Here is a 24,672-nt window from a genome sequence, read left to right on the forward strand (position 1 = left end):
AAAATACAGTTCGCCGGTGCGACCTAATAATAAAAGGAAAATTCATCACCATGCCTAACGATGCCCAGCCGCTTGACGAAATCGATCAGGCCATTCTCGAAGCGCTGGCCGGCAATGCCCGCATCTCGCTGAAGGAGTTGGCACAGCAGGTGGGGCTTTCCTCGCCGAGTGCCGCCGAGCGTCTGCGCCGGCTGGAAGAGCGCGGCGTCATCAAGGCCTTCACCATCGATCTCGATCCTGCCGCCGTCGGCTATCCCCTGCAGGCGATCGTCCGCGTGCGGCCGCTGCCGGGACAGCTGCATATCGTCGAGCGCCTCATTCAGGAAATTCCCGAAATCGTCGAATGCGACAAGGTGACGGGCGAGGATTGTTTTATCGCTCGCCTGGTCATCCGCTCGATGGCGGAACTTGACGGCCTCCTGGACAGGGTCGCCGAACGCGCCGAGACCAACACCGCGATGATCAAGGCCTCGCCCGTCAAGCGCCGCCTGCCGCCGCTTTCGCGCAAAGGGTAAGGTCAGCCGGGAAGCTCAAAAATCGCGATCGGTGACGATCCCGAGCTTGAATATGTGGAGGAGTTGCTTGATGCGATCCTTACTTGTCGGCATCAAGAGCCTCTCTCAGGCATTTTTCAAACTGATCTTTTTTATCGATGAGAAATCGGCACTCATGAACGGCATATGCCGCCGCCATTTCAGCGTTGATCCGGAAGCCGGGAATCCTGCCCGGAGTGAAAGTCGCGGCAGCACCGCCAAAAAAATCTCTAAGTCCGACCGATTGCCTTATCACTGCGTAAAGGCAGCCTACTGGATTGATATCACGGTCGACGACGACGTTGATAGCAGGAAATCCTTTTCGACGTTCGTGATAGCATTCCAACGTGTCCGGCTTGCTTCGAAGTGTATCTACATCATGAACTGCTATTTGGCCCAATTTTGCGAGCTTGAGCGCATCACGATCAACAAATACATCGACAGTTTGGGTATTTGAAGGTCGGTTCTGATCGCCGAAAGGGGCATATGGCGTTCCGACTGAATAATCTATCGATTGGCTGGCGTTAAAATTGATACGAATGTCCGCATACGCCATGACCGCAGAAAACGCGCGCAAAAACTCGATCTGCAAAGCTTGAATATCGCTCCTCTCCATGCCTTTCGTATTGAGGACGATGTTCATCTCGATGGTTTTGTCGATGTCGAGAATCGGCACCGTCGATTTCGCCATGGCAAATGCGACGATCTGTTCCGCAGATAAGGATGAGCGAATCGACTGGAGCTTTGTTGAATCGATCGCAAGCGCCGGCGCCCCAATCAGCGCTGCTGCTAGACCCATAACCACGCCCCATGGCGCCCTCTTGAATAGCATGAGCGCCCCCACAAACGCTGCTCACCAATCGTTCGGTTGCTTCACTGTTCGAGCCGTCATCACACACCGGTGGAGCCGAAGCCGCCGGCGCCCCGCGCGGTTTCGCTTGCCGCTGTGATCTCGGCCACCCGTGCCTGGGTCACCGGCGCAATCACCATCTGGGCGATGCGCATGCCGCGCTCGATGACGAAGGGTTCTTCGCCGAGATTGGCGAGCAGCACCTTCACTTCGCCGCGATAGTCGCTGTCGACGGTGCCGGGTGAGTTGAGGCAGGTGATGCCGTGCTTGAAGGCAAGGCCGGAGCGCGGCCGCACCTGGCCTTCGAAACCCTCGGGGATCTCGAAAATGAAGCCGGTCGGCACCAGCGCCCGCTTGCCGGGCAGCAGCGTCAGCGGCGCATCCGCATCGACGGCGGCGCGCAGGTCCATGCCGGCCGCTCCCTTGCTTTCATAGGCGGGCAGGTCGAGGCCTTCGCCATTGGCCAGGCGGATGAGGTTCAGCGTCGGGCTGAGGTCGGGATGAATGGTCATGGCTCATTACTTTGCGCCGCGAGCGCCGAGGTCAATTGCAAAGCCGGGCTTTAATCGTTAGATACGCCGCAATTCCACAGGATTCACATCATGGCCGAAAGTCTCGCCGAGGCGGTCTCCCGCCGCCGCACCTTCGCTATTATCGCCCACCCGGACGCGGGCAAGACGACGCTCACCGAAAAGCTGCTGCTGTTCGGCGGCGCCATTCAGCTTGCCGGCGAAGTCAAGGCGAAGAAGGACCGCATGCAGACGCGCTCCGACTGGATGAAGATCGAGCGCGAGCGCGGCATCTCCGTCGTCACCTCGGTGATGACCTTCGAATATAACGACAATGTCTTCAACATCCTCGACACGCCGGGCCACGAGGATTTCGCCGATGACACCTATCGCACGCTGACGGCCGTCGACGCCGCCGTCATGGTCATCGATGCCGCCAAGGGCATCGAGCCGCGCACGCTGAAGCTCTTCGAAGTCTGCCGCATGCGCGATATCCCGATCATCACCTTCATCAACAAGATGGACCGCGAAAGCCGTGACCCCTTCGAGATCCTCGACGAGGTCGAAGAGAAGCTGGCGCTGGATACTGCGCCGATCACCTGGCCGATCGGCCGCTCGAAGACCTTCTGCGGCTCCTATCATCTGGCCAACAGCACCGCCCGCGGTTCCGACACCGAAGTCGAGACGACGCCGGTTAACGGCCCGCAGGCCGTTGCCGGTCGGCTGCCGGAAAACGAACGCCAGGCCTTCATCGACGAGACCGAGCTCGCCATCGAGGCCTGCCGCCCCTTCGATCGCGACTCCTTCCTCGAAGGCCATATGACGCCGGTGTTCTTCGGCTCGGCGCTGCGCAATTTCGGCGTGCGCGATCTGATCAACGCGCTCGGCGAATTCGCCCCGTCGCCGCGTGACCAGGTCGCCGATACCAGGACGGTTCATGCGACCGATGACAAGATGACGGCCTTCGTCTTCAAGATCCAGGCCAACATGGATCCCAACCACCGCGACCGCATCGCCTTTGCGCGCATCTGCTCCGGCAAGCTCGAACGTGGCATGAAGGCGAGGCTCGCCCGCACCGGCAAGCAGCTCGGCCTGACGGCACCGCAATTCTTCTTCGCCTCGCAGCGCCAGCTGGCCGACACCGCCTATGCCGGTGATGTCGTCGGCATTCCCAATCACGGGACGCTGCGCATCGGCGATACGCTGACCGAAGGCGAAGCCCTGGTCTTCCAGGGTGTTCCCAACTTCTCGCCTGAAATTCTGCGCCGCGTGCGTCTCGAAGACGCGATGAAGGCGAAGAAACTCAAGGAAGCCCTGCAGCAGATGGCTGAAGAAGGCGTCGTCCAGCTGTTTTCGCCGGAAGACGGCTCGCCGGCAATCGTCGGCGTCGTCGGCGCCCTGCAGCTCGACGTCCTGAAGGAACGGCTGATGGCCGAATACGGCCTGCCGGTCTCCTTCGAAATGTCGCGTTTCTCCGTGTGCCGCTGGATTTCGGCCGATCAGCCGGCCGATCTCGAGAAATTCCTCACCGTCAAACGCGGCGATATCGCCCGCGATCTCGACGGCGATCCCGTCTTCCTCGCCCAGGACGCCTTCTCGCTGCGTTACGAGGCCGAGCGTTACCCGGCAATCAAGATGGTCGCCATCAAGGAATATCACGCCACCAAGGCGGCGTGATCTAGCTCGCGGCTATTTTTCCCGCATTGCGCGGCGGAAGTTCTGGGTGATCGGCTCGGCCAGATAGGACAGCACGGTGCGGGCGCCCGTCCGGATCATCGCCTCGCTCGACATGCCGGGCATGAGCTTGCGGCCTTCCAGCTTGGCGAGTTCGCTCTTGTCGATCAGCACGGTTGCGGCGAAATAGGGTGCCCCGCTGCGTTCTTCCAACATCCTGTCGGCCGAGACGATCCCTACGACGCCCTCGAGCGGCGGCAGGTTGTAGCGGGCAAAGGCCGGGAAGCTGACGCGTGCGCGCTGCCCGGGCGCGATCGTCTCGACATCCTCCGGCCGGACCATGGCCTCGACCACGAGCTGCTGTCCGAGCGGCACGACCGTCATCAGGGTCTCGCCGGGTTTGACGACGCCGCCTGTTGTGTGGACCTTCAGGTCCATGACGATGCCGTCAACCGGTGCGACGACATCGGTGCGGGCAAGCACGTCCTTGGCGGACCGCTCCTCCTGCCTGAGATCGACCAGTTCCGCCTCGACCTTGCTCAGCTCTTCGACCGCTTCGTTCAGCCGCAACGTGCTGAGATTGAGGATTTGCATGTCGATCTCGGCCATGGCGCTCTTGGCGCGGGCAATGGCCGCGACATTGGTCGCGCGATCGCCCTCGACCTCCCGCTGTTGCCGGGTGAGCAGCAGGCCGCGCTCGCGGGTGACCAGGCCACGCTTGAGCAGGTTTTCAAGATCCTTGGTTTCACCCTCGAAGACCTCGATCTGCTTGTCCTCGGTGACGATCAGCTCCTGCAGTCCGGTGATCTCTTCCTGGGTCTGGTGCCGGCGCTGGCTGAGAATTTCCCGCTCGTCCTGCAGATTGTGGTGCTTCGCCGCAAAGACATCGCGCTGAGCGGCCACCGCGTCCTTAGCCGACGTTGTGGGGTTTGCCAGCAAGGCTGGATCGAACTCAATCTCGGCCTTGTCGTCGCGCTCGGCGCGCAGCCGCGCGGCCAGCGCCTCGCGCGTTGCGATCCGGTTCTGGACCAGATCGAGCTTCGACCTCGCCTGCGTGCTGTCGAGCTGGATGAGCACCTTGCCCGCCTTGACGATATCGCCATCGGCGGCGTTCAGATCGGCGATGATGCCGCCCTCCAGGTGCTGGATAAGCTTGCGGTCGCCGACCACTTTGATAACACCCGGCGCCACTGCGGCGCTGTCCAGCGGCGCAAGTGTCGCCCAGCCTCCGGCCATGCCGAAGAACAGGAATATGATCGCGAAGCCCGTGACCGTTACGCCTGTGAGACGCAGGGGGATTGGCGCAGCGGGCGGCGAAACCGGTAACGGGACGACCTTCATATCCGTCATGGCTGTTTCGGTCCTTGCTGCTTCGCCACGATCGTCGGCATCTGCGCGACCTTGCGGACACGTGCGGCGAGTTCATTGAAGACATGGTCGCGCGGACCGAACAGGTCCTGCTGGCCCCGGTTGAGAACCAGTATCTTGTCGACGGTTTCCATGATGTTCGGCCGGTGTGCGATCAGGATGACGGTCGTGCCCGCCGCCTTGACCGTGCCGAGCGCCGCGATCAAGGCCTCCTCGCCCTCCCGGTCGAGATTCGAATTGGGCTCGTCCAGGATGATGAGCGCCGGATCGCCGTAGAGCGCCCGCGCCAGGCCGATGCGCTGGCGCTGTCCGCCCGACAGCACCGCGCCGGATTCACCGATCTCGGTCAAGTAACCCTTCGGCAGCCCTTTGATCAGTTCGTGGACGCCGGCCAGCTGCGCTGCCTTGACCGCCTTGTCGAAGACCACGGGACTGACCGTGGCGAAGCGGCAGATATTTTCGCAGACATTGCCTGCGAAAAGCTCGATGTCCTGCGGCAGGTAGCCGACATGATGACCGCGGTCCTCCGCCGCCCATTGGGCGACATCCATGCCATCGAGCAAAGCCCGCCCGCCGGAAGGGCGCCAGGCGCCGGCCAGGATGCGTGCCAGGCTCGTCTTGCCGGCCCCGCTCTGGCCGATCAACGCCATGGATTCACCCGGCTCGAGACGGAAGTTGATCCCTTTGAGAATATGTTCGCCGCCCTGTCGGGCAAGCACGATATTGTCGGCCTCGAACCGGCCTGTCGGCCGCGGCATTGCCGGAACCGGCGTGGCCTCTGGGTGCTCGCCGGCGACGGCGGTGAGGCGCCGGTAGGCGGCGCGCGCGCCGACCGTCGCCTTCCACGTGCCGATCGCCTGCTCGACCGGCGATAGCGCGCGGCCCATCAGGATGGAGGCGGAGACCATGATGCCCGGGGAAGCCTCGTTGCGCAGGACGAGATAGGCTCCGAGGCCCAATATTCCCATTTGCAGAGCCAGCCGGTGGCAGCGCGCGATCGCCGAGACGATGCCGCCGCGGTTGGCGGCGAGAACCTGGCCTCTGTTTGCCTCGTCCTGCTGCACCTTCCAGCCCTCCAGCAAAGGCTTCAGCATGCCCATCGCCTGGACGACCTCGGCGTTGCGGATCGCCGCCTCGGCCTGAGTGTAGGCCCGCGACTGTGCGCTGGTGGCCTCGGTCAACGGCTTGCGCGTCAGCCATTCGTTGAGCAAGGCCAGTGCAAACAGCACCCCGCCGCCCGACAGCGCCAGCCAGCCCAGCCAGGGATGCATGAAGAAGATGGCGGCGAAAAACAGCGGCGCCCAAGGCGCATCGAGAATCGGGAAGATGCTCGGGCTGGTGAAGAAATTCCGGACCTGGTCGAGGTCGCGCAGTGGGCGGGCGTTGGCCTGGCCGGGTTTTGCGGCGGCATATTCCACCGATGCCGTCAGCAGAACGGGCGCCAGCCGCGCGTTCATCCACGATCCGACAGTTGCCAGAAGGCGCCCGCGCACCACCTCCAGCCCCGCCATTGCCGCAAGTGCGGCTGCCGCCATCAGCGACAACATCAGCAAGGTCTCGAGACTGTGGCTGGACAGCACGCGGTGATAGACCTGCAGCATGTAAAGCGCCCCGGTCAGCATCAGGATGTTGATGGCGCCGCTGAACCAGATAAGCGGCCGGATGGCCCGTCTGGCTTCTTTCATCACCACCTGAAGCGCCGGGGGCGGCTGTTTGGTTTTCATCTTTTCTAGCTCTGTACTCGAGATGACACCTTGCGCGATGGATCACGGGGGCAGCGAATGCTGCCCCCGTTTGGTCAGTTGTCAGGCGACGTCGACAAGGATGTGCTGCATCGCTGTCTGATCGCCATCGGCGTCCACCACATTGAAGGCGAAGTCGAGATTGGCGTTCGGCGTCTGCGTCACGGTCGAGGTGAAGCCGATATCGGTGATCTTCAGCACGTCGTTATCGGTGGCATCGAAGCCGACCAGACTTGACGTCGCATTGCTGCCGCCATTGGCGCCGGTCACGCTGTTGAGGTCGATCGCCGCAGCGGTGCCGGTGATCCCATTGCCCGACTGCATGATTTGCGCACCCTGCAACACGTAGTCTTCGCCGGCGGCGTTGTAGTCGTTCTGCTCGACAATCACGAGGCCGTCATTATTGTCGAGCGTGAACTCGGTATTATAAGGCGCCGGAACCTGGCCGGTCTTGTAGATATCGGCGTTCGACACATACATCGCCCGGGTGATCGTCGAGTTGTCGTCCGCGTTGCCGGCGATGTTGTCGGCGCCGTTCTTGTCGATCAGGTTGAGGATTAGCATCAGATCCTCGCTGCTGCCGATGCCATCGAACTTGATGGCCATCGCGCCGGCGGTCGCCGTCGGGGTCGTGACTTCGTTGGCGATGCCGACATTGCTGTTGAAGAACCGCAAGGTGAGCAGTTCGTCTTTCTGGATCGTGTCGCCGGCGACACCGTTGGTGCTCTGCGTCGCCGACACCCAGGTTTCGTTGGTGTTGCTGACCATCTCGTGCCCGCCGGGGGTGAAGACGGTATCACTGGATGACCCCTCGCCATTGCTCGTGAGGCTGAACGGGTGGGATTTGTCGATCAGGTTGCCGGTGAACTGTACGTAGAAGTCTTCGTCCGCCGTTGTGTTCGGATCATCCGCCTGCAGTTTTTCCACCACGATCTCAGGATGGCCGGTATTGCCCGTCGGCTCCTTGGACAAGAGTTCGCTGGTGTGGAGCACGTCGAAGCTGAAGCCTTCGAGCGGATCCGTCAGCTGGATCGTGTAGGTGTCGGCGACCTTGTCGAAGACCAGGGTGCCGCCTGCCGTTCCGACCTGGTTGCCGGACGCCGGGTCCTTGTCATAGGTGAAGGTGAAGTTGAACGTCGCGGAAGTCAGGCTCTCCGAGGCGAGCGTTACATTCGAACTGAGAAGACTGCCGCCGCCGCCGCCGGTGATCGTGCCGGTCAGTCCGATCTGGACGCCGGCTGTCTGGGTGTCCTGGTCGACGAAGTCGGAGCCGCCATTCGTATAGAACGCGGCCGGATGAATGTCCGCACCGATATCATAGCCGAAGGCGCCGCTCGCCGATGCGTTGAGTACATTGGCCAGGGTCTCATGCTCGATAGCCAGGGTAGCCGGGTTACCGTCGAACGGCTTGGTGATCGTCGGCCCGTCATCCTCGAAGTTGAGGTTCTGGCCGATATTGCGGCTGGCCGAGGCCTGATCGCCGTCACGGTCGGTGATGGTGGCGGTCAGGGTGACGAGGTTGGCGGCCGCCAGGGTGGTGCTGTCATCCGGGTCGCTGGCATTGGCATGGACGATTGCCCTTTGCTGGTCCAGGGTGACGACGCCTGCAGTGCTGACGCTGACGGTGAAGACGACCGCGCCGGCGGCGGATCCGGCGCGTCCGACGACATTGCCGCCTTCGAGGTAGAGCAGCACGGACTGGCCGGTTGCGGTGTCGGTGAGGCCGCTGGCACTGCCGGCCTGGCTGATGCCGAGTGCATAGGTGGTGGCAGCGGCGCCATCGGCCCCCGCATTCGAGGTGAAGGAGGTTGAGAAGTCACCGGTGGCGTTGGTCGTCAGGACGGTCTCGTCGACTGTCACCTGCGGTGGAGTGCCGCTTGCCGTAATACTAGGCCCGTCATCTTTGAAGTTGAGGTTCTGGCCGATATTGTGGGTGGCCGGGGCGTGATCGCCGTCACGATCGGTGATGGTGGCGGTCAGGGTGACGAGGTTGGCGGCCGCCAGGGTTCGGCTGTCATCCGGGTCGCTGGCATTGGCATGGACGATTGCCCTTTGCTGGTCCAGGGTGACGACGCCGGCAGCGCTGACGCTGACGGTGAAGACGATTGCGCCGGCGGCGGATCCGGCGCGTCCGACGACATTGCCGCCTTCGAGGAAGAGCAGCACGGACTGGCCGGTTGCGGTGTCGGTGAGGCCGCTGGCACTTCCGGCCTGGCTGATGCCGAGCGCATAAGTGATAGCGGTTGCGGCGCCGCCATCGGCCCCCGCATTCGAGGTGAAGAAGGTCGAGAAGTCGGCGCTGGCGTTGGTCGCCAGGACGGTCTCGTCCACTGTCAGTTGCGGCGGGGTGCCGGTTGCCGTGATGCTAGGCCCGTCATCGTCGAAGTTGATGAATGACCCAACTTCTTCATTGTAGGCGTTGCCCACAGCACCGCTGAAGTGCACCTCCTTCACATCGAAGAAGTCTTTCTCGGTGTCGATATTCTTGATGGTAAATCGGTCGAAGGTTCCGCCAGCTCCGCCCGCGGTCGTGAAATCGACCGTCACGCCCTCTCCGACATTCTCAAGGATCAGTCCGGTGCCGGTGAGGTTGACCGTGATACCGAGCTCCGCGGCCGTTTTTGTGACGCCGTTCAGCTTGAATGTCACGCCGGTGATGTTGATCTCGGTATCGTTATCGTCTGTGGGGAAGGCAGCGCCTTCGACATTGTCGTCATTGTTATAAGCGTGGATCTCGATGTCGGCGACGGTGCCGGTCGGTGTCGACTGTGAGACCGAGAAGCCGGCGCTGAAGACGTTCTCGATGTGAGAGCCGTAGTCGGGCGCGGTTGGCGTGTTGGTGAAATCCTTGCCCGCGCTCTGGGTGCCGCCGGTGATCAGGTCGATCTGGAGCTCGCGGCCGAAGCGAACGTCCTGGGATGCGACACCGAGGCCCTGCGTGCTGACGTTGACTTCCGCCTGCACGCCATTGTCGTGAGCGGTGACGAGGATCTTCTGCGGGCTGGCTGCGTCGGCGTCGAGAATATACCAGTTGTTATGCCCGGACGGAGCGTCGCCAAGCTGGCTGAAGTTGACCACCGAGGTTGCCGTAACCGACGCAAACACCTTGTTGGTCAGATCGATGCGGTCGTCGGCGTTGTTCGGATCGAGATGGAACAACGGCACGTACTGGACGGTGTAGAGGTCGGCAGTGGCGCCGGTGCCGACCAGCGCCAGCGAGAAGGCGAGCGGCCCGGTCTCGGCCGGCTCGGTGGCCGCGTTGGTGGTTCCGATGACGCCGATTACGACGTTTGGATGCGTCGCATCCTGAAACAGCCAGATGTAATTGCCGTCGACCGTGCGAAGGCCGCTGTTGACGCCGTCCGTGGTGGAGTACGGGGTCCCGGAAGAGTTCTGGGTGAGAACGACCGCGCTGATGGTTTCCCCGGCGCTCGCCGAGGCCACGACGAAATTGCTCTGGTAGGCGACCTCCGGCGTGGTCAGCCCACCGGCAGCGTCGAGGCTCAACAGATATTGCACCGTCGCATTGTTATGTGGCGCAATCGCTGGGTTGACGTCGTCGTCCTGCAAACTGGGGGTTTCGTCGATGATGAGATCTTGAGTTGTGATATCGAGTGCCATGGAGCTTCTCCCTCGGCTAGCTCGCAGAGGGTCACAGAGCCCGGATGCCGAACTGCATCCCCGGACCCACCCTCTTGCGTATTGAACCTAGAGCTCTCGATCGACTGCGATTGTGGTCGATCGAGAGGACTAGCTCATTCACAGTTGGAGGGTATTAGGACTAAAGTCCCTATACGCGTTACGACTATAGTCCCAATCTAAGGCCGTCGTAATAGAGTCTCTGAAGATTACGTCCGCAAAATACAATACAAGGCCGTAAAATTCAGCAGAATTCCGTTGAGTATTGCGGTAGCCCGTCGCGACGTATGCGCGATTCTCCCCTCGAATTATATATACTATAAATTGATCTTGAATGCACTTAGTCAGTTCGAGCTAAAATTAGAGCAATATTAGCGGGTTCTCTTTGGTGTTCGCGTCACGATCGGAATCACACCGCTCGGTTCTGGGAAGGCCTGTAGAAGTCGCGAGCGGCGCGCCAAGAGTGCGGTCTTTGGCTTACGCTTTCGCCGCAGGCGGCTCACCACCGCGATGGTCCCGCAACTCGGCATGCTGACCAAGTGGCTGATAACCGCGTCCCGCCTACGCTCGGAGCGACATGCCCGCAGGCATTCCGTGTGGCCGAGGAACCATATCTTATCGCTAGCGTTTTGTCGGGGCACTCAGGATCCTGGAGGATAACATGAAAATACTGGTCATCTCTGCCGTATCGCTGTTTCTATCGCTCGGGGGAATTGCGGTCGCGCAGACTACGACGGTCGTCGTTCCTGGCGAGGTCAAAACCTATGTCCAAACACAGGAAACGCCATCCGTCACGTTTGAAGGTGACGTTGCAGTCGGAACGACCCTTCCAGACACAGTCGAGATCCACACGATCCCCGATCAACCTGATTACGGCTATGTTGTCGTCAACAAAAAGCGTGTGCTCGTCAATCCGAAGACCCGCGCGGTGATCGAGGTCATCGAATAACTGCAAAGGATCGCGGGCCCGCCTCAAAGGCCCGCGATTCCTTTATCATTCCGCCTTCATGCGCATTAAGTTCCTGTTCGCTCGGAACGCAAGAGCTGAACCCAGCTTGGCATCTAGCGAAGTCAGCCGCATCTCGCGCTGAGATCAACTCGATTGATAACCTCAGGCCCAGCGTTCCTGAAGGTGCTTAAGCGGCGGCTAATTGGCCACATCGTCATCGCCCAGGTATCGAAAGGATTCATCAGGTCGGAGGGATCCGGCTCGTGGGGCATCCAGCGCTCATGATCCTTCCTATGGAGAATGACTGCCATGCGATCCCGCGTCGACACCATCGGGCTATAACTGACCGCCGCCGAAATCTCTAAGACGGCCATCTGCGGTAAATTGCTGAATTCATCGCGGTACCTGTCGGAGCCGGGATTTTGGCCAGGAGACCGTTATCCTTTCTGCCGCCTATAATTGGGGCGTCGCAACCTCCTCTGCCTGGCTAGTCCTCGCCATCAAACCGCGGCAGCGGCTGAATATTTTCCGTCCAGGGCAGAGCCGACCGGCACCATATCTGTTTCTTTGGCGTCAGCTCCCGCCGCTGGTCGATGCCGCCGAGACGGATGCCGATCGCACCGCCTTCGCCATCCGTACGATAGAGCGGCGATCCGCAATTCGGACAGAAGAATTGCCGGCTGAGGGCGCCGCTGTCGCCATGCTTCGCATAGCTGCGCGGTTCGCCCGAAATAAGCGTGAAGCTTTGCGGTTGCGCCGGCGCGGTGACGCGATAGGCCGAGCCCGTCAATCGCTGGCAATCGGTGCAGTGGCAGATCGTGACCCGCTCCGGATCGATTTCCGCCTGATAACGGATCGCCCCGCAATGACATCCTCCCGTTATATGCATCGGCAACTCCTCAATCCGCCGGTTGTGCGGCCGGGCGTGCGGCATAGAAGGCCTTGGCATCCGCCGTGAAGGCGGCCCGTTGATCGGCTTGCGTGTAGAACATATGGCCGCCATGATAGAGCTTCAGCCCAACGCGGCCATCGGCGAGCGACGGCGGCAGGTGGTCGACCACATAGCGGCTGACGCTGTAAGGCGTCACCAGATCGCTGTAGCCATGCGCGATCAGCAGATGGAAGGCCGTGTTCGAGGCGAGCAGCTGCCTGATGTCGTCGCTCGCGCTCGCCTGGAAGCGTGATCCGCCGCCGCGGCCGCCGCCCCATTCCCAGCGCCGGCTGATATCGCTGTCGAGTAGCGAATAGGTCATTTCGGTTTTGAAGCCGAGCTCGTTGCGGGCATAGTCGGCAAAGGCGCCGCCATAGGCGCGGGCGAAGCCGTCGAGGATGGCGTCGTCGCCGCGGTCGTAATCCGACTCCGGATAGGGGTCGGGCGCTGCAAAGGACGCGTCGTAGGGGCTCATCAGCTCGCCGCTGCCGCCGTTCGAGTGCTTGACGAAGGAATTGCCTGGGAAACCGCGGTTGCGGGCGATGATATCCTGCGGGATGCCGGTTAGCCCGGCGATCCTGCCATAGAAGGCTGCAGCATCGGCGCCCGTCGGCGGCGGGCCGGCGAGCGTCGTCAAATAATCGCCGAGCGCGAAACGCTCCGCTTGCCTCTGCTTCTCCTCGGTAAAGCCATTTTGCCGGTCGAGCTCGGCCGCGGCCAGCGACGGCAGCTCGAGCGCCGCGCCGAGCGCGAACTGGTCGGCATCGAACATCAGCTGCCCTTCGAGCAGCGGCGAGAGCATCACGGCGCCGGCGACGACAATGCCCTGGCTTTCCTGCAGGGTGGAAGCGACTTTGGCGGCGCGGAAACCGCCATAGCTTTCGCCGAGCAGATATTTCGGCGAGTTGGAGCGGTTGTTATGCGCGATATAGAGCGCGATCGCCTTGGCGATGCTCTGGGCATCCGAGTTGACATTGTAATAGTTGGAGGCGTCGTCGGCCTTCGCCGTCCGGCTCCAGCCGGTGCCGATCGGATCGATCAGCACGAGATCGGTAAAGTCGAGCCAGCTATGCTCGTTATCGACGAGTTTCGCATGGGCGCCGTCGCGTGCCTGAGGCCCGAAATCGAGCACTTTGGGCCCAACCAGCCCGAGATGCAGAAAGGCGGAGGCGGCGCCTGGTCCGCCGTTGAAGACAAAGGTCAGCGGCCGATCCGGCCCGCCACCCTTGGCGACATAGGCGGTGTAGAAGATCGCGCCGGTCTGCGCTCCGTCCTGGCCGAAGAGATCAAGAGTACCGGCGGTCGCGGTATAGGCGATCTTCCGGCCGTCGACCGTCAGCTCGTGCTCCGTGACGGAGTCGGCTGGCAGCAGCTTCAGCACGCCGTCGCGCGCGCTGCGCTCGACATTTGCCTGGCGCCCGCCGCGATCCTGCGCCGGCGAAAGGGCAGGCCCCAGCGATGCCATCAACGCGGTGAGCAGAAACAGGGTTCGTATGCGCACGACTTGTCCTCCAGCGGATGCAGGCTGAGATAGCGTAGCATCCGCGCCTGGCGACCGGCATCAAGAGATGGTGATGGGGCCGATGAGCCTAGACTTTCTCGACCGCATGCACATTCACCTCCAGCGCCCGGCCGGCCCTCCAGCCGTTGATCGCGGCCCCGAGCCCGAGCGCGATGAAGAGAACCGCACACCAGGAAAAGCTTCCGGTCCAGCCGCGGATGAGGCCGACGATCAGCGGGCCGATTGCGGCGAGCAGATAGCCGACGCATTGCGCCATGCCGGAGAGATGGGCGGCAACATCGGGATCGCGCGAACGCAGCACGATCGTCGTCATGGCGGCCGCGATCAGTCCGCCCTGGCCGATGCCTTGCAGCACCGCCCACAGCCAGACGCTCGAAAGCGGCGCAAAGAGCAGTCCAAGCAGAGCCATGACGGCGACGCCGCAGAGGCCGGCATTGATCAATCGCTGATCCCGGCCGCGCACGGCGATATGCGGCACGACGAGGCAGGAGGCCGCCTGCACCATCACCGAGAGCGATACGATCGCCCCGGCCGTGACGCCGTCAAGCCCGCGTTCGCGCAGGATGGGAACGAGCCAGCCGAAGACGCAGTAGGCAAGTGCCGATTGCAGCCCCATGAACAGCGTAACCTGCCAGGCCAGCCGGTCCCGCCAGAGCCCGTCGACGCGAAAGCCGTTTCGCCTTGCTCCAGCACTGCTGCGAAGAACCTGCGGCAGCCAAATCAGACCGACGGCGAGCGCCGGCAGTGCCCAGGCGGCGAGCGCGCCGCCGAGAGAGCCGCCGAGCGCATGTTCGATCGGCAGCGTCAGCCCGGCCGCGCCGGCAGCGCCTGCGCAGAGCGCCATCGTATAGAAGCCGGTCATCAGCGCGGCGCGCGTGGGGAAGTCCCGTTTCACCAGTCCCGGCAGCAGCACGTTGCCGACGGCGATGCAGGCACCGGCAAGGGCCGTGCCGATAAAGAGCAGCGGCACAGAGAAAAGCCCGCGCAAGGCTGTGCCGAGCGCAAGCAGCAGGAGAACGCCAAGCAGTGTGCGTTCGGTTCCAATGCGTTGGGCAAGACGCGGCGCAAGCGGCGAGAAGACGCCGAGGCAAACGACCGGAAGCGTCGTCAGCAGGCTGGCGCCGAGCGCGCTCAGCCCGAGTTCGGAGCGGATCTCCGGCAGGAGCGCCGAGGCGCTCGAAAAGACCGGGCGCAGGTTGAAGGCGATCAGCACGAGGCTCGCGCCGAGCAGCAAACTGGCTGCACCATTCCGCACCGGCGTTGCCTGCGCGGCGGGAAGACTGCCCGCCTCCGCATCGGTCAGCAATTCGTCGGCCACATCAAGCGTGATGGCGGCAGCGTTGGAAGGTGTATTCATGACAGGATCATCCGGTCGAGTGCGGCAAGAACGGGCGCCATGAAGCGGCGCACCGCGGCATCCGCCTGGTCGGGATCGCCGGTGTCAATCGCATCGACGATATCGACATGCGCCTGCATGTCGGGTTCGGGAATATCCTTGCCGAGCGTCGCCGCAATGGTGTCGGCGATCGAGGCCGAAAAGAAAGCGTAGATTTCGATCATCGCCCGGTTACCGGAAGCAGCGATGACCGCCTTGTGGAAGGCGAGGTCCCGTTCGATGAAGGCGGCTTCATCGCCGCCGGCGTAACTGCCGCGTTCATTCAGCAGCCGGCGCAGCTCGGCAACCGTCTCCGACGTCTTGCGCATCGCCGTCAGGCGTGCCGCCTCGACATCGAGTGCTAAGCGCGCTTCGAACTGATCGCGCAAGCTGGCGCGCCGCGCCATGGTCAGCGGCCGACCGGCATCGCTGGTCGAACGCACATAGGTGCCCGACCCCTGCCGGGTTTCGAGATAACCCTGGGAGACAAGCACCCGCACCGCCTCGCGCACCGTGCCGCGGCTGACGGAGAGCATGGCCGACAGCGAGGCCTCGTTCGGCAGCTTGTCGCCGACTGCCCAACGCTTGCCGACAATGTCGCTGCGGATTGCCTCGATCGCCTCATCGGCGAGATTGGTCTTGCTGACCGCCTGCATCTTCTACTCATAAAGTCATCTGATGACTTTATGAGTAGAAGAATCCCGATCGTCCGTCAATGTCGGAAATTCAGGCAATAAAAAAGGGCCGCCTCGGCGACCCTTTCCATGAGTTTGGCACTCGAACTGGCCTGGACTGTCAAAGCAGCCCCAGGAAGGCGGGTTTTAGAGCGAGGGCTGCCTCGCTTTCATCACCACTTCCATGCCCGATACGAGGTCCGAAATCTCATTAGACATTGGATCACCTTCCTTTCGTTCTGTTGCTGATAGGGAAAAGGTAGGACGATTCGCGCCGGATGCAAGAAGAAATTGCACTCGAGGCATCCCTCTGGGTCGGAGCCGCCTTCACAAAAGAAGACAGGCTTTCGCCGAATTTGAAGTTCCACCCGGTCACCAAACCGTCATGATCGGTCTACAAATCGGTCGCGCGTTAAGCTGTTATTAGCCGTGACGTTCGACAATTTAGAGCATGCCCGCCGATGTCGCGGGTTCCGGAGCAAAAGAGCCATGTGTCGCTGGGCAGCCTATCGCGGAGACCCTCTCTACCTCGAGGAGCTGGTATCTTCGCCGGCCCATTCGCTGATCGAGCAGTCCCATTGCGCCACCCGTGCCAAGACCGCGACCAATGGCGACGGCTTCGGCATCGCCTGGTATGGCGACCGGCCCGAACCCGGCCGCTACCGCGACATCCTGCCGGCCTGGTCGGATTGCAATCTGAAGAGCCTGGCGCGGCAGATCCGCTCGCCCCTCTTCCTCGCCCATGTCCGTGCCGCCACCGGTGGCGGCACGCGCCGGGACAATTGCCATCCCTTCACCCATGATACCTGGTCGTTCATGCACAACGGCCAGATATCGGGCTTCGAGCGCCTGCGCCGGCCGATGGAGGCGATGCTTGACGACGAGCTGTTCAATGCCCGCAGCGGCACGACCGATTCCGAGCTGATGTTTCTGCTGGCGCTGCAGTTCGGCCTGCGCGAGGCGCCGATCGCTGCGATGGCTGATATGGTCGGCTTCGTCGAAGATCTCGCCGAACGCACCATCGGCTCGATCTTGCTGCGCTTCACCGCCGCCTTCTCCGACGGCAAGTCGCTCTATGCGATCCGCTATGCCACGGATCGCAAGGCGCCGACGCTCTACGCCTCGCCCGTCGGTGCCGGCTATTGCCTCGTCTCCGAACCCTTGAACGATGATGTCGACGCCTGGGCGGAGATTCCGGATGGCAGCGCCGTCATCGTCGGCAAAAACGGTATCGATGTCGCGGAATTCCGGCCGGAAAAGCCGAGCGCCGCCAAATCACAGCGCCTGGCGATCTCGGCATAATCCTTTCCGGAAAACGTGATCGATTTTCGAGGCGGCTATGCGCGGAAGCGTTTGGCGATCAGCGCCGCTAGCCTTTCGGCGACCTGTTCCTTCGTCAGGTCTGGCCATTGCTCGACGCCGTCGTGGCGAATGAGTTTGACGCTGTTGCGGCTGCCGCCCATGATGCCCGTCGCAGGAGAAACGTCATTGGCGACGATCAGGTCGGCGCCCTTCCGCTCGAGCTTCGCCCTGGCATTGCTTTCCACGTCCTGGGTCTCGGCGGCAAAGCCGATCACCAGCCTCGGCCGCATCGTGTGATGTCCCAGGGTCTTCAATATGTCGGGGTTCTCGGTCAGCGCCAGCGTCGGAATGGATTCACCCGGATGTTTCTTCAGTTTCTGGTCGGCGGCCGAGGCCACCCGCCAGTCCGCCACCGCCGCCACCATCACGGCGATATCGGCCGGCAGCGCCGCCAGCACGGCATCGCGCATTTCCTCGGCCCGCTCGACGTGGATGACGTTGACGCCAACCGGATCAGCGATCGTCACCGGCCCGGAGACCAGCGTCACGTCGGCCCCGAGCTTCGCCAGCGCTGCGGCGATCGCGTGCCCCTGCCGGCCGGAGGAGCGGTTGGCGATGTAGCGCACCGGATCGATCGGCTCATGGGTCGGCCCTGACGTGACGATCGCCTTGCGTCCCTTCAGCGGCTTTTCCCCCTCGTCGAGCATGGTTTCGGCGGCCGCGACGATATCCAGGGGCTCCGCCATCCGACCGATCCCCGCCTCCTGGCTTTCCGCCATCTCACCGGCCATCGGCCCGACGAAGCGCACGCCGTCTTCCCTGAGCCTCGCCGCATTGCGCCGTGTTGCCGGATGCGCCCACATTCTGGGGTTCATCGCCGGTGCGGCCAGCACAGGCCTGTCCGTCGCCAGAAGCACGGTCGAGGCGAGGTCATCGGCAAGGCCGTTCGCCATCTTCGCCATCAGATCGGCGCTGGCGGGGGCAATCAGCACAAGATCGCAGTCGCGCGCCAGCCTGATATGGCCGACATCCTGTTCGTCCTGCCGCGAAAACAGATCGACAAAGACATGGTCTGCCGCCAGCGCGCCGACCGCAAGCGGCGTGACGAATTCCTGCGCACCCTTGGTCATGACCGGGCGCACGCTGGCACCGCGCTCGCGCAGCCGGCGGATCAGATCCAGGCTCTTATAGGCGGCAATGCCGCCCGAGATGATGAGGAGGATGCGTTTGCCGCTGAGAGCCATGGCCTTCTACCCGTTGCCTTTTCTGACCTGCCCCGACCCTAAGCCTTTGGCGGAGAACATGCAATCGCGCGGACGACAGGTATCGGATCTGCTCGAGACGGGCGACCGGTGCGTCGGTGAACGACCCCTCCCCAACCCGTCCCCACAAGGGGGAGGGGCTTGGATGCCGCGCCGCCCATATCCCTTCCATCGTCTCATCCGCAGAAACGTTGATATTTGTCGTGGGGGTGGCGCCGCGCGTCAGCCCCTCCCCCTTGTGGGGAGGGGTTGGGGAGGGGTCTTTCAGCCCTTGGCTGGGACCCCCGGTGGATGGCGGCAGCTCCCGCCGTCTCAACTACGGGTGATCGAAATGCCGCCGTCGACCAGCGAAGCCGTGCCGGTGACGAAGCTTGCATCGTCGGAGGCGAGGTAGAGAACCGAGCGGGCGATTTCATCAGGTGTCGCGACGCGTTTCAGCGCGTGCATATTGGTGATGGCAGCCTGTTTCTCCGCCGTATCGTTCACATCGCGGTACATATCGGTATCGACGGCGCCCGGCAGGATGGCGTTGACGCGCACGCCCTGCGGTCCGAATTCGGCGGCCAGCGCCTGCGTCAGGCCGATCAGGCCGGATTTGCTGGCGGCATAAGCGGCAACGCCGGGAAAGGCGAAGCTGTAGCCGACGAAGGTCGAGGTGAAGATCACCGAACCGCCGCCACTGTCGGTCATCGCGCCGATCTGGTGCTTGGCAGCGAGAAAGGAGGCGGTTAGATTGACGGCCAGTGCGTCGCTGAATCCCGCTTCGGAGACACCGGTGCTCGGACCCGCTTCGCCGATGATGCCGGCATTGTTGAAGGCGATGTCGAGCTTGCCGTAATGGGTCACGGCGGCCGCGACAAGCGCCTGGTGATATTCTTCCGACCGGACGTCGCCGGCAACGGCCACGGCGTCGCCGCCCTCGGCCTTAATCTCCGCCACCAGGCTGTCGAGTTCGGCTTGACGTCGGGCGCCGACAATGACCTTGGCGCCTTCGGCGGCAAAAAGCTTTGCCGTGACGCGGCCGATGCCGGAGCTTGCGCCGGTGACGATTGCGACCTTGTTGTTCAAGCGGTTCATGGTTCCATCTCCTGTGTTGAAGTGAGGCGGCCACTGCCGTCCCTTCCGTTGAATGGAAGATGGCATTTTCCTTTCGTTCGGATTAGTCTCCAGATCGGGGAATTCGAATTCGGAAAGACCGAACAATGATCAGGGTCGAAGGCATTGCCGCTTTCGTTGCTGTCGTCGAGGCCGGCTCGGTCAGCGAGGCGGCCCGGCGGCTGCGCCTCTCCAAATCCGTCGTCAGCGAAAGGCTGGCAGAACTGGAGAAGGCGCTTGGCGGCACGCTGCTGCACCGTACGACGCGGAAGCTCACCCTGACGGAAGACGGTGCGGTCTTCCTGGAACGAGCCGGGCGCATCGTGCGCGAGATCGAGGAGGCCGCCGCCGACATGGCCGAGCGGCGCGGCGCGCTGTCCGGCCCGATCCGTATTGCTGCACCCGTCACCTTCGGCCGCATGCATCTCGGTCCGGCGCTCTATCCCTTTCTCGCCCAACATCCCGACATCCACCTGACGCTCGATATCGACGACCGCCGTGTCGATGCCGCCTCGGACGGTTATGACGCCATCATCCGCAACGGCCCGCTCGCCGACAGCCGGCTGGTGGCCTGGAAGCTTGCGCCGAGCCGCCGGCTTCTCTGCGCGGCGCCGGATTATCTCGCCCGCCAGGGAATGCCGACCTCGCTCGCCGACCTCAACAATCATCGCGGTATCTTCTACACCAATCGCGGTGTCGCCGACTGGCGCTTCCAGACGCCGGAGGGGGCGATCCTCGTCCGGGCAAAACCGGCGCTCGGCATCAACAACGGCGATATGCTCCGCGACGCCGCCATCGCCGGCCTCGGCATTGCGCTGCTGCCCGCCTTCATTGCCGGCCCGGCCATCCGCGAGGGCCTGCTTGCCGAAATCGATGTCGGTCACAGGCCGGAGGCCGAATTCATCTATATGGCTCATCCCGCCGGCCGGAACCCCTCGGCCAAGCTGCGCGCCATCGCCGATCACCTGAAGAAGAGTTTTGGCGATCCGCCCTATTGGGATATTGCGGATGAACTCGAAGGTTCGTCAGGATGAAGATATGCCGCCCTCAGTGCACGCGGTGAAGACCGTGCCCACAGGAGAAAAGCACTATTTGACACGCGGCACCGGCGCCTATCGCCGCGCCAGCCTGGCGCTTTTCCTCTCCGGCTTTTCCACCTTCTCGCTGCTCTAGACTATTGCGTGCAGCCGCTGCTGCCGATCTTTTCGCAGGAATTTTCCGTCAGCCCGGCGGAAAGCTCGCTGTCGTTGTCGCTCTCCACTGGCTTTCTCGCCCTCGCCATCGTCTGTGCCGCCGCCGTCTCCGAAGGCCTTGGTCGCCGCAGCCTGATGTCGATATCGCTGGTCGGTGCGGCCTTGCTGACGGTCGCCACGGCTTTTGCGCCGAACTGGCACCTGCTGCTCGTCATACGCGCCGTTCAGGGTCTCGTTCTCGGCGGCGTGCCCGCCGTCGCCATGGCCTATCTCGCCGAGGAGATCGATCCGCGCGGCCTTGGCGCCACCATGGGCCTTTATGTCGGCGGCACGGCCTTCGGCGGTATGTCCGGCCGCGTGCTGACCGGCATCTTCGCCGAATATCTCGGCTGGCGGCCGGCGCTGTTCCTCATCGGCGCCATCGGCCTTGCCGCGGCGCTCGGCTTCATCGCCCTGCTGCCGCCATCGCGGAATTTCGTCCGCCAGCCGGGCTTCGACCCGCGCTTTCATGCCAAGGCCTGGCGCGGCCATCTCGCCAATCCGGCGCTGCCCTTCATCTTCGCCATAGCCTTCCTGGCAATGGGTTCCTTCGTCACCATCTACAATTACGCCGGCTTCCGTCTCGTGGCGCCGCCCTATGGCCTCAACCAGACCGAACTCGGCCTGATCTTCACCGTCTATCTCTTCGGCATCGGCGCCGCCTCGATCGGCGGCCTCATCGGAGATCGGATCGGGCATTTTCGCGTGCTGCTATTCGCTCTGGTGCTGACGGCCGCCGGTAGCGTGCTGACGCTCTCCGCCGCGCTGCCATCAATCATCCTCGGGATTGTTGTGCTGACGGCCGGTTTCTTCATGAGCCATTCCATCGCCAGCGGCCTCGTTGGCAAGCTGGCGCGCGGTACCAAGGGCCACGCCTCGTCGCTCTATATGCTGGCTTATTACGTCGGCTCCAGCCTCATGGGGTCGGCGGGTGGCTGGTTCTTCGCAATCGACGGCTGGGCCGGCGTCGTCGCCTTCACCCTTGTCACGCTGACCCTCGCCTTTATCTCCGCCTGTGTCGCCCAGCACTTTGCGAGGGACGCCCGATAGTTTTGGGGTGCCGAACCTAGCCTTCCCAATTCTCGGCCTGCAAACCTGCCGCGCGTTCGAACTCCCTGAGGTTGCGGGTAATCAGAATGAGGCCGCGGGCGACGGCCTGCCCGGCAATCAGCACGTCATAAGGTCCAATCGGCGTTCCCGACGCTTGCAGTGCAGCCCGGATTTCCCCCGCCTTTTGCGCATCGTTCCGGTCGAATTCCAGGACGGCGAATTGCAGCCCGTCGATCCGTGCCAGATTCTCTTCGATGCGGAGGCTTTTGTAAGCACCGTAGAAGAGTTCGTGCGCGACGATTGCCGGGATGGCGAAATCCTGCGGCCTGTGTCTGCGCAGTCCGGCGATCAGCCTCTCGTTACCCTTCATCAAGGCGATGACGGCATTCGTATCGAGGAGATACGTCATTTGAAGAAGTCGAGCTCGGGTCGCTCTTGCGGGGCGGGCTGCTCTTCCGCTGCCGCTGCAAAGTCGGGATCGACAGGACCGATCACGTCGGCTAGCCACTCCCAATCGTCGGAAATCGGCTCAAGAATGATCGCACGCCCCTGCCGCCGAATGGCGACACTGTCACCATCGAAACGAAATTCCTTGGGCAGCCGGACGGCTTGGGAACGTCCCGACCAGAAAATCTTTGCTGTTTCCATGTCAAAACCTCAATGAGATATGACTATGATATATAGCATGTCGTGGTTCATTTCAACCAAGCCGGATATAGGGCACATCCTTCTTCGCCACTTCATCAAGCGCCTCCTCATAACCGGCATCGGCATACCGCATGACGCCGAGGGCGGTGTCGTTGGTCAGCGCGTGGTCGAGCCGTTCGTCGGCGGCATCGGTGCCGTCGGCGATGACGGTGACGCCGCAGCTCGTCATGTAGCCGGCATAACCGCCGCCGCCGGAATGGACGACGACGAGATCGGCCATCGACGAGCAGAGCATCATCGCATCGATCAGCGGCCAGTCGGCGATCGCATCCGAACCGTCCTTCATCCCCTCGGTCATGATGTTGGGATGCGCCATGGCGCCGGCATCGAGATGGTCGCGGGAAAAGGCGACCGGGCCTTTGAGTTCGCCGCCTGCGACCAGCGCATTGACGCGCCGCGCCAGCATCGTGCGTTCGCCGTGGCCGAGCCAGGCGATGCGTGCCGGCAGCCCCTCGAAGGGGACGTGCTCGCGCGCCAGCCGGATCCAGTTGGTGATGATCTTGTTGTCGGGGAAGAGTTCGAGCAGCAGATCGTCGATGCGGGCGATATCGCTCTCCTCGCCCGACAGCGCCATCCAGCGGAACGGGCCGATCGCCCGGGCAAAGAGCGGCCTCAGATAGGCTTCGGTGAAGATCGGAATGTCGAAGGCATGGGTGACGCCGCCCTCTTTCGCCTGGGTACGGATCAGGTTGCCGTTGTCGAAGACTTCGGAGCCGCGCTTCTGGAAGTCCAGCATTGCGCTGACATGCTCGACGATCGAGGCGCGGCTTGCCGCCATCAACTGCCCCTGGCCATCGTCGCGCAAGCCTTTGACCTGATCGAGGCTCATGCCCTTCGGCACGTAGCCATAGACGAGGTCATGCGCCGAGGTCTGATCGGTGACGATATCGGGCACGATGCCGCGCCGGGCAATCTCGGGATAAACCTCCGCCGCATTGCCGACGAGCCCGACGGAGAGCGCCCGCTTGTCCTTCACCGCCCTATCGATCATTTGAAGGGCGGTATCGAGATCCGGCGCGATCTCCTGGAGATAGCCGATCTGCTGGCGTTTGCGCGCCCGCTCCGGATCGATGTCGACGCAGAGGATCGCCGCGCCCGCCATGCGGCCGGCGAGCGGCTGTGCCCCGCCCATGCCGCCAAGGCCGGCCGTCAGCACGAAGCGGCCTTGGAGATCGCCGCCGAAGCGACGTTCGGCAATGCGCATGAAAATCTCGTAGGTGCCCTGGATGACGCCCTGACTGCCGATATATTGCCAGGCCCCGGCCGTCAGCCCGCCCCAGCAGATCAGCCCTTTGCGCTGCAGCTCGTAGAAGACTTCGGCCTTTGCCCATTGCCCGACGATGTTGCAGTTCGCCATGATGACAAGGGGCGCCCTGGCATGGGTCTTTACGAGCCCGATCGGCTTGCCGGACTGGATGAGCAGCGTCTGGTCCTCATCCATCTCCGTCAGCGCCTTGACAATGCCCTTGTGCGCCGCCCAGTTGCGGGCGGCCTTGCCGAGCGCGGCATAGACGATCAGATTGTCGGGATCCTCGCCGACGGCGAGCACGTTTTCGAGCAGCCGCAGCAGCGCCTCCTGCCGCCAGCCCTTGGCGCGCAACTCCGGCCCGCCGGGAATCGGAAATTTCGGATGACGTGGATTGGCCTTCGGCATCGTGGGTTCCTCGCTTGGTTCTCTGCTTTTTCCCTTCTCCCCAGCGGGGGTCCGAAGGACGGGTCGAGACCTGTGGCTCGACCCCGGTCGGTGGCCCGAAGGGTCGGATGAGGGGGCCGCACGGCACGCCCTCCATTGTTCTTCGCTTGCGCTCAGCGCATTCGCTCCTAGCGTCGCTCACCCCCTCATCTGTCCTTCGGACATCTGACCGGGGTCTAGCTGCAGGTCTCGACCCGTCCTTCGGACCCCCACTGGGGAGAAGGGAAATGGCGTCACTTGCCCGGCAGCGATTCCACATAAGCAAGCGCCGCATCGAGCAGACGCCGTCTCAGGGCATCGTCGCCGTAAGCCTCGGCGGAGGCGCGCAGCCAGCCGTGCATGACTCGCTCGCCCATCAGCATCCGGATTACGCCCGGCAGCGCCAGCGCCCAATCATCGTTGCCCTTGCCGAGACGGATCAGCATGCCGTCACTGCGGGCGCCGCAGAGAAGATTGCCGTTCAGCAGGAAGGCGCGGCCGCCGAACATGGATTTTTCGCTGAGCCCAGGACGATCGCCGAGTTCCTCACGCAGCAGTTCTTCAAGGCCGGGATCGCGTGCCATG

At 62.9% G+C, this 24,672-nt stretch carries 20 protein-coding genes and 1 pseudogene; 6 read left to right on the top strand and 15 right to left on the bottom strand.

The features are described from left to right. The first annotated feature begins 50 nt into the window (after window positions 1-50). On the top strand, window positions 51-515 hold the full coding sequence (locus tag Tal182_RS01860) for an Lrp/AsnC family transcriptional regulator (protein ID WP_085857888.1): 465 nt from the start codon (window positions 51-53) through the stop codon (window positions 513-515). Window positions 516-594: 79 nt separating this feature from the next. Here Tal182_RS01860 and Tal182_RS01865 read toward each other — a convergent pair whose 3' ends face one another. Then, window positions 595-1,365, bottom strand: coding sequence for a hypothetical protein (locus Tal182_RS01865; protein WP_085860769.1), 771 nt, complete (start codon window positions 1,363-1,365; stop codon window positions 595-597). Between the two features lie 59 nt (window positions 1,366-1,424). After that, a complete protein-coding gene (dut, locus tag Tal182_RS01870) occupies window positions 1,425-1,895 on the bottom strand; it encodes a dUTP diphosphatase (RefSeq protein ID WP_085857889.1) in 471 nt (156 codons plus the stop codon). 90 nt (window positions 1,896-1,985) lie between these two features. On the opposite strand from dut, the gene Tal182_RS01875 reads away from it, so the two are divergent. Then, the gene (locus Tal182_RS01875) at window positions 1,986-3,569 is read left to right on the top strand and encodes a peptide chain release factor 3 (RefSeq protein WP_085857890.1); all 1,584 of its coding nucleotides are present in this window, start codon (window positions 1,986-1,988) and stop codon (window positions 3,567-3,569) included. 12 nt (window positions 3,570-3,581) lie between these two features. On the opposite strand, the gene Tal182_RS01880 is transcribed toward Tal182_RS01875, so the two are convergent. The 3 genes from Tal182_RS01880 to Tal182_RS01890 all read right to left on the bottom strand — a co-directional run bounded on the left by Tal182_RS01880 (window position 3,582) and on the right by Tal182_RS01890 (window position 10,297). Beyond that, complete coding sequence (locus Tal182_RS01880; RefSeq protein WP_085857891.1) at window positions 3,582-4,916, bottom strand: HlyD family type I secretion periplasmic adaptor subunit; 1,335 nt, start codon at window positions 4,914-4,916, stop codon at window positions 3,582-3,584. Further along, window positions 4,913-6,658, bottom strand: coding sequence for a type I secretion system permease/ATPase (locus tag Tal182_RS01885; protein WP_085857892.1), 1,746 nt, complete (start codon window positions 6,656-6,658; stop codon window positions 4,913-4,915). Before Tal182_RS01885 ends, Tal182_RS01880 begins: the two co-directional genes overlap by 4 nt. A gap of 81 nt (window positions 6,659-6,739) precedes the next feature. Continuing rightward, window positions 6,740-10,297 carry a DUF5801 repeats-in-toxin domain-containing protein gene (locus Tal182_RS01890; RefSeq protein WP_085857893.1) on the bottom strand — a complete coding sequence of 1,186 codons (3,558 nt, stop codon included), beginning with the start codon at window positions 10,295-10,297 and terminating at the stop codon, window positions 6,740-6,742. Window positions 10,298-10,976: 679 nt separating this feature from the next. Between Tal182_RS01890 and Tal182_RS01895 the strand changes: the two genes are divergently transcribed. Beyond that, window positions 10,977-11,264: a DUF1236 domain-containing protein gene (locus Tal182_RS01895; protein WP_085857894.1), complete on the top strand. Its 288-nt coding sequence runs from the start codon at window positions 10,977-10,979 to the stop codon at window positions 11,262-11,264. A gap of 487 nt (window positions 11,265-11,751) precedes the next feature. Here Tal182_RS01895 and Tal182_RS01905 read toward each other — a convergent pair whose 3' ends face one another. The 4 genes from Tal182_RS01905 to Tal182_RS01920 all read right to left on the bottom strand — a co-directional run bounded on the left by Tal182_RS01905 (window position 11,752) and on the right by Tal182_RS01920 (window position 15,748). Further along, window positions 11,752-12,153 (bottom strand): GFA family protein, encoded by a 402-nt coding sequence (locus Tal182_RS01905; RefSeq protein WP_085857896.1) that lies wholly within the window; start codon window positions 12,151-12,153, stop codon window positions 11,752-11,754. 10 nt (window positions 12,154-12,163) lie between these two features. Beyond that, complete coding sequence (locus Tal182_RS01910) at window positions 12,164-13,696, bottom strand: carboxypeptidase (protein WP_085857897.1); 1,533 nt, start codon at window positions 13,694-13,696, stop codon at window positions 12,164-12,166. Between the two features lie 88 nt (window positions 13,697-13,784). Beyond that, window positions 13,785-15,074 (bottom strand): MFS transporter, encoded by a 1,290-nt coding sequence (locus Tal182_RS01915; RefSeq protein ID WP_085857898.1) that lies wholly within the window; start codon window positions 15,072-15,074, stop codon window positions 13,785-13,787. Further along, window positions 15,071-15,748 carry a FadR/GntR family transcriptional regulator gene (locus Tal182_RS01920; RefSeq protein WP_085857899.1) on the bottom strand — a complete coding sequence of 226 codons (678 nt, stop codon included), beginning with the start codon at window positions 15,746-15,748 and terminating at the stop codon, window positions 15,071-15,073. Before Tal182_RS01920 ends, Tal182_RS01915 begins: the two co-directional genes overlap by 4 nt. A gap of 507 nt (window positions 15,749-16,255) precedes the next feature. Here Tal182_RS01920 and Tal182_RS01925 point away from each other — a divergent pair. Next, entirely contained in the window at window positions 16,256-17,068 is an 813-nt protein-coding gene (locus Tal182_RS01925) for a class II glutamine amidotransferase (protein WP_085857900.1), read from the top strand. A 35-nt stretch (window positions 17,069-17,103) separates the two neighbouring features. Here the strand turns inward: Tal182_RS01925 and coaBC are convergent, their stop codons facing one another. Both coaBC and Tal182_RS01935 read right to left on the bottom strand, forming a co-directional pair. After that, the gene (coaBC, locus tag Tal182_RS01930) at window positions 17,104-18,312 is read right to left on the bottom strand and encodes a bifunctional phosphopantothenoylcysteine decarboxylase/phosphopantothenate--cysteine ligase CoaBC (protein ID WP_064800408.1); all 1,209 of its coding nucleotides are present in this window, start codon (window positions 18,310-18,312) and stop codon (window positions 17,104-17,106) included. A gap of 330 nt (window positions 18,313-18,642) precedes the next feature. Beyond that, window positions 18,643-19,407, bottom strand: a complete 765-nt coding sequence (locus Tal182_RS01935) for an SDR family oxidoreductase (RefSeq protein ID WP_085857901.1) — start codon at window positions 19,405-19,407, stop codon at window positions 18,643-18,645. 125 nt (window positions 19,408-19,532) lie between these two features. Between Tal182_RS01935 and Tal182_RS01940 the strand changes: the two genes are divergently transcribed. Next, the gene (locus Tal182_RS01940) at window positions 19,533-20,459 is read left to right on the top strand and encodes a LysR family transcriptional regulator (protein ID WP_004673976.1); all 927 of its coding nucleotides are present in this window, start codon (window positions 19,533-19,535) and stop codon (window positions 20,457-20,459) included. A 4-nt stretch (window positions 20,460-20,463) separates the two neighbouring features. Further along, a pseudogene (locus tag Tal182_RS01945) lies at window positions 20,464-21,707 on the top strand (MFS transporter). A 16-nt stretch (window positions 21,708-21,723) separates the two neighbouring features. Here the strand turns inward: Tal182_RS01945 and Tal182_RS01950 are convergent. From Tal182_RS01950 to Tal182_RS01965, 4 genes are all read right to left on the bottom strand, one after another. After that, a complete protein-coding gene (locus tag Tal182_RS01950; protein WP_085857902.1) occupies window positions 21,724-22,116 on the bottom strand; it encodes a type II toxin-antitoxin system VapC family toxin in 393 nt (130 codons plus the stop codon). After that, the gene (gene vapB, locus Tal182_RS01955; RefSeq protein WP_085857903.1) at window positions 22,113-22,355 is read right to left on the bottom strand and encodes a type II toxin-antitoxin system VapB family antitoxin; all 243 of its coding nucleotides are present in this window, start codon (window positions 22,353-22,355) and stop codon (window positions 22,113-22,115) included. The genes Tal182_RS01950 and vapB overlap by 4 nt, the downstream gene beginning before the upstream one ends. Window positions 22,356-22,407: 52 nt before the next feature. Further along, window positions 22,408-24,069, bottom strand: a complete 1,662-nt coding sequence (locus Tal182_RS01960; protein ID WP_085857904.1) for a urocanate hydratase — start codon at window positions 24,067-24,069, stop codon at window positions 22,408-22,410. Between the two features lie 272 nt (window positions 24,070-24,341). Further along, a complete protein-coding gene (locus Tal182_RS01965; RefSeq protein ID WP_064800414.1) occupies window positions 24,342-24,671 on the bottom strand; it encodes a TfoX/Sxy family protein in 330 nt (109 codons plus the stop codon). Window position 24,672 lies beyond the last annotated feature (1 nt).

This window comes from Rhizobium sp. TAL182 (genome assembly GCF_002117725.1).
Classification (GTDB): Bacteria; Pseudomonadota; Alphaproteobacteria; order Rhizobiales; family Rhizobiaceae; genus Rhizobium; species Rhizobium esperanzae.

Bases quoted from the DNA above. Each gene is read 5' to 3' on its own strand.
- Tal182_RS01860 (WP_085857888.1), top strand. From the start codon at position 51: ATGCCTAACGATGCCCAGCCGCTTGACGAAATCGATCAGGCCATTCTC.
- Tal182_RS01865 (WP_085860769.1), bottom strand. From the start codon at position 1,365: ATGCTATTCAAGAGGGCGCCATGGGGCGTGGTTATGGGTCTAGCAGCA.
- dut (WP_085857889.1), bottom strand. From the start codon at position 1,895: ATGACCATTCATCCCGACCTCAGCCCGACGCTGAACCTCATCCGCCTG.
- Tal182_RS01875 (WP_085857890.1), top strand. From the start codon at position 1,986: ATGGCCGAAAGTCTCGCCGAGGCGGTCTCCCGCCGCCGCACCTTCGCT.
- Tal182_RS01880 (WP_085857891.1), bottom strand. From the start codon at position 4,916: ATGACGGATATGAAGGTCGTCCCGTTACCGGTTTCGCCGCCCGCTGCG.
- Tal182_RS01885 (WP_085857892.1), bottom strand. From the start codon at position 6,658: ATGAAAACCAAACAGCCGCCCCCGGCGCTTCAGGTGGTGATGAAAGAA.
- Tal182_RS01890 (WP_085857893.1), bottom strand. From the start codon at position 10,297: ATGGCACTCGATATCACAACTCAAGATCTCATCATCGACGAAACCCCC.
- Tal182_RS01895 (WP_085857894.1), top strand. From the start codon at position 10,977: ATGAAAATACTGGTCATCTCTGCCGTATCGCTGTTTCTATCGCTCGGG.
- Tal182_RS01905 (WP_085857896.1), bottom strand. From the start codon at position 12,153: ATGCATATAACGGGAGGATGTCATTGCGGGGCGATCCGTTATCAGGCG.
- Tal182_RS01915 (WP_085857898.1), bottom strand. From the start codon at position 15,074: ATGAATACACCTTCCAACGCTGCCGCCATCACGCTTGATGTGGCCGAC.
- Tal182_RS01920 (WP_085857899.1), bottom strand. From the start codon at position 15,748: ATGCAGGCGGTCAGCAAGACCAATCTCGCCGATGAGGCGATCGAGGCA.
- Tal182_RS01925 (WP_085857900.1), top strand. From the start codon at position 16,256: ATGTGTCGCTGGGCAGCCTATCGCGGAGACCCTCTCTACCTCGAGGAG.
- coaBC (WP_064800408.1), bottom strand. From the start codon at position 18,312: ATGGCTCTCAGCGGCAAACGCATCCTCCTCATCATCTCGGGCGGCATT.
- Tal182_RS01935 (WP_085857901.1), bottom strand. From the start codon at position 19,407: ATGAACCGCTTGAACAACAAGGTCGCAATCGTCACCGGCGCAAGCTCC.
- Tal182_RS01940 (WP_004673976.1), top strand. From the start codon at position 19,533: ATGATCAGGGTCGAAGGCATTGCCGCTTTCGTTGCTGTCGTCGAGGCC.
- Tal182_RS01950 (WP_085857902.1), bottom strand. From the start codon at position 22,116: ATGACGTATCTCCTCGATACGAATGCCGTCATCGCCTTGATGAAGGGT.
- vapB (WP_085857903.1), bottom strand. From the start codon at position 22,355: ATGGAAACAGCAAAGATTTTCTGGTCGGGACGTTCCCAAGCCGTCCGG.
- Tal182_RS01960 (WP_085857904.1), bottom strand. From the start codon at position 24,069: ATGCCGAAGGCCAATCCACGTCATCCGAAATTTCCGATTCCCGGCGGG.
- Tal182_RS01965 (WP_064800414.1), bottom strand. From the start codon at position 24,671: ATGGCACGCGATCCCGGCCTTGAAGAACTGCTGCGTGAGGAACTCGGC.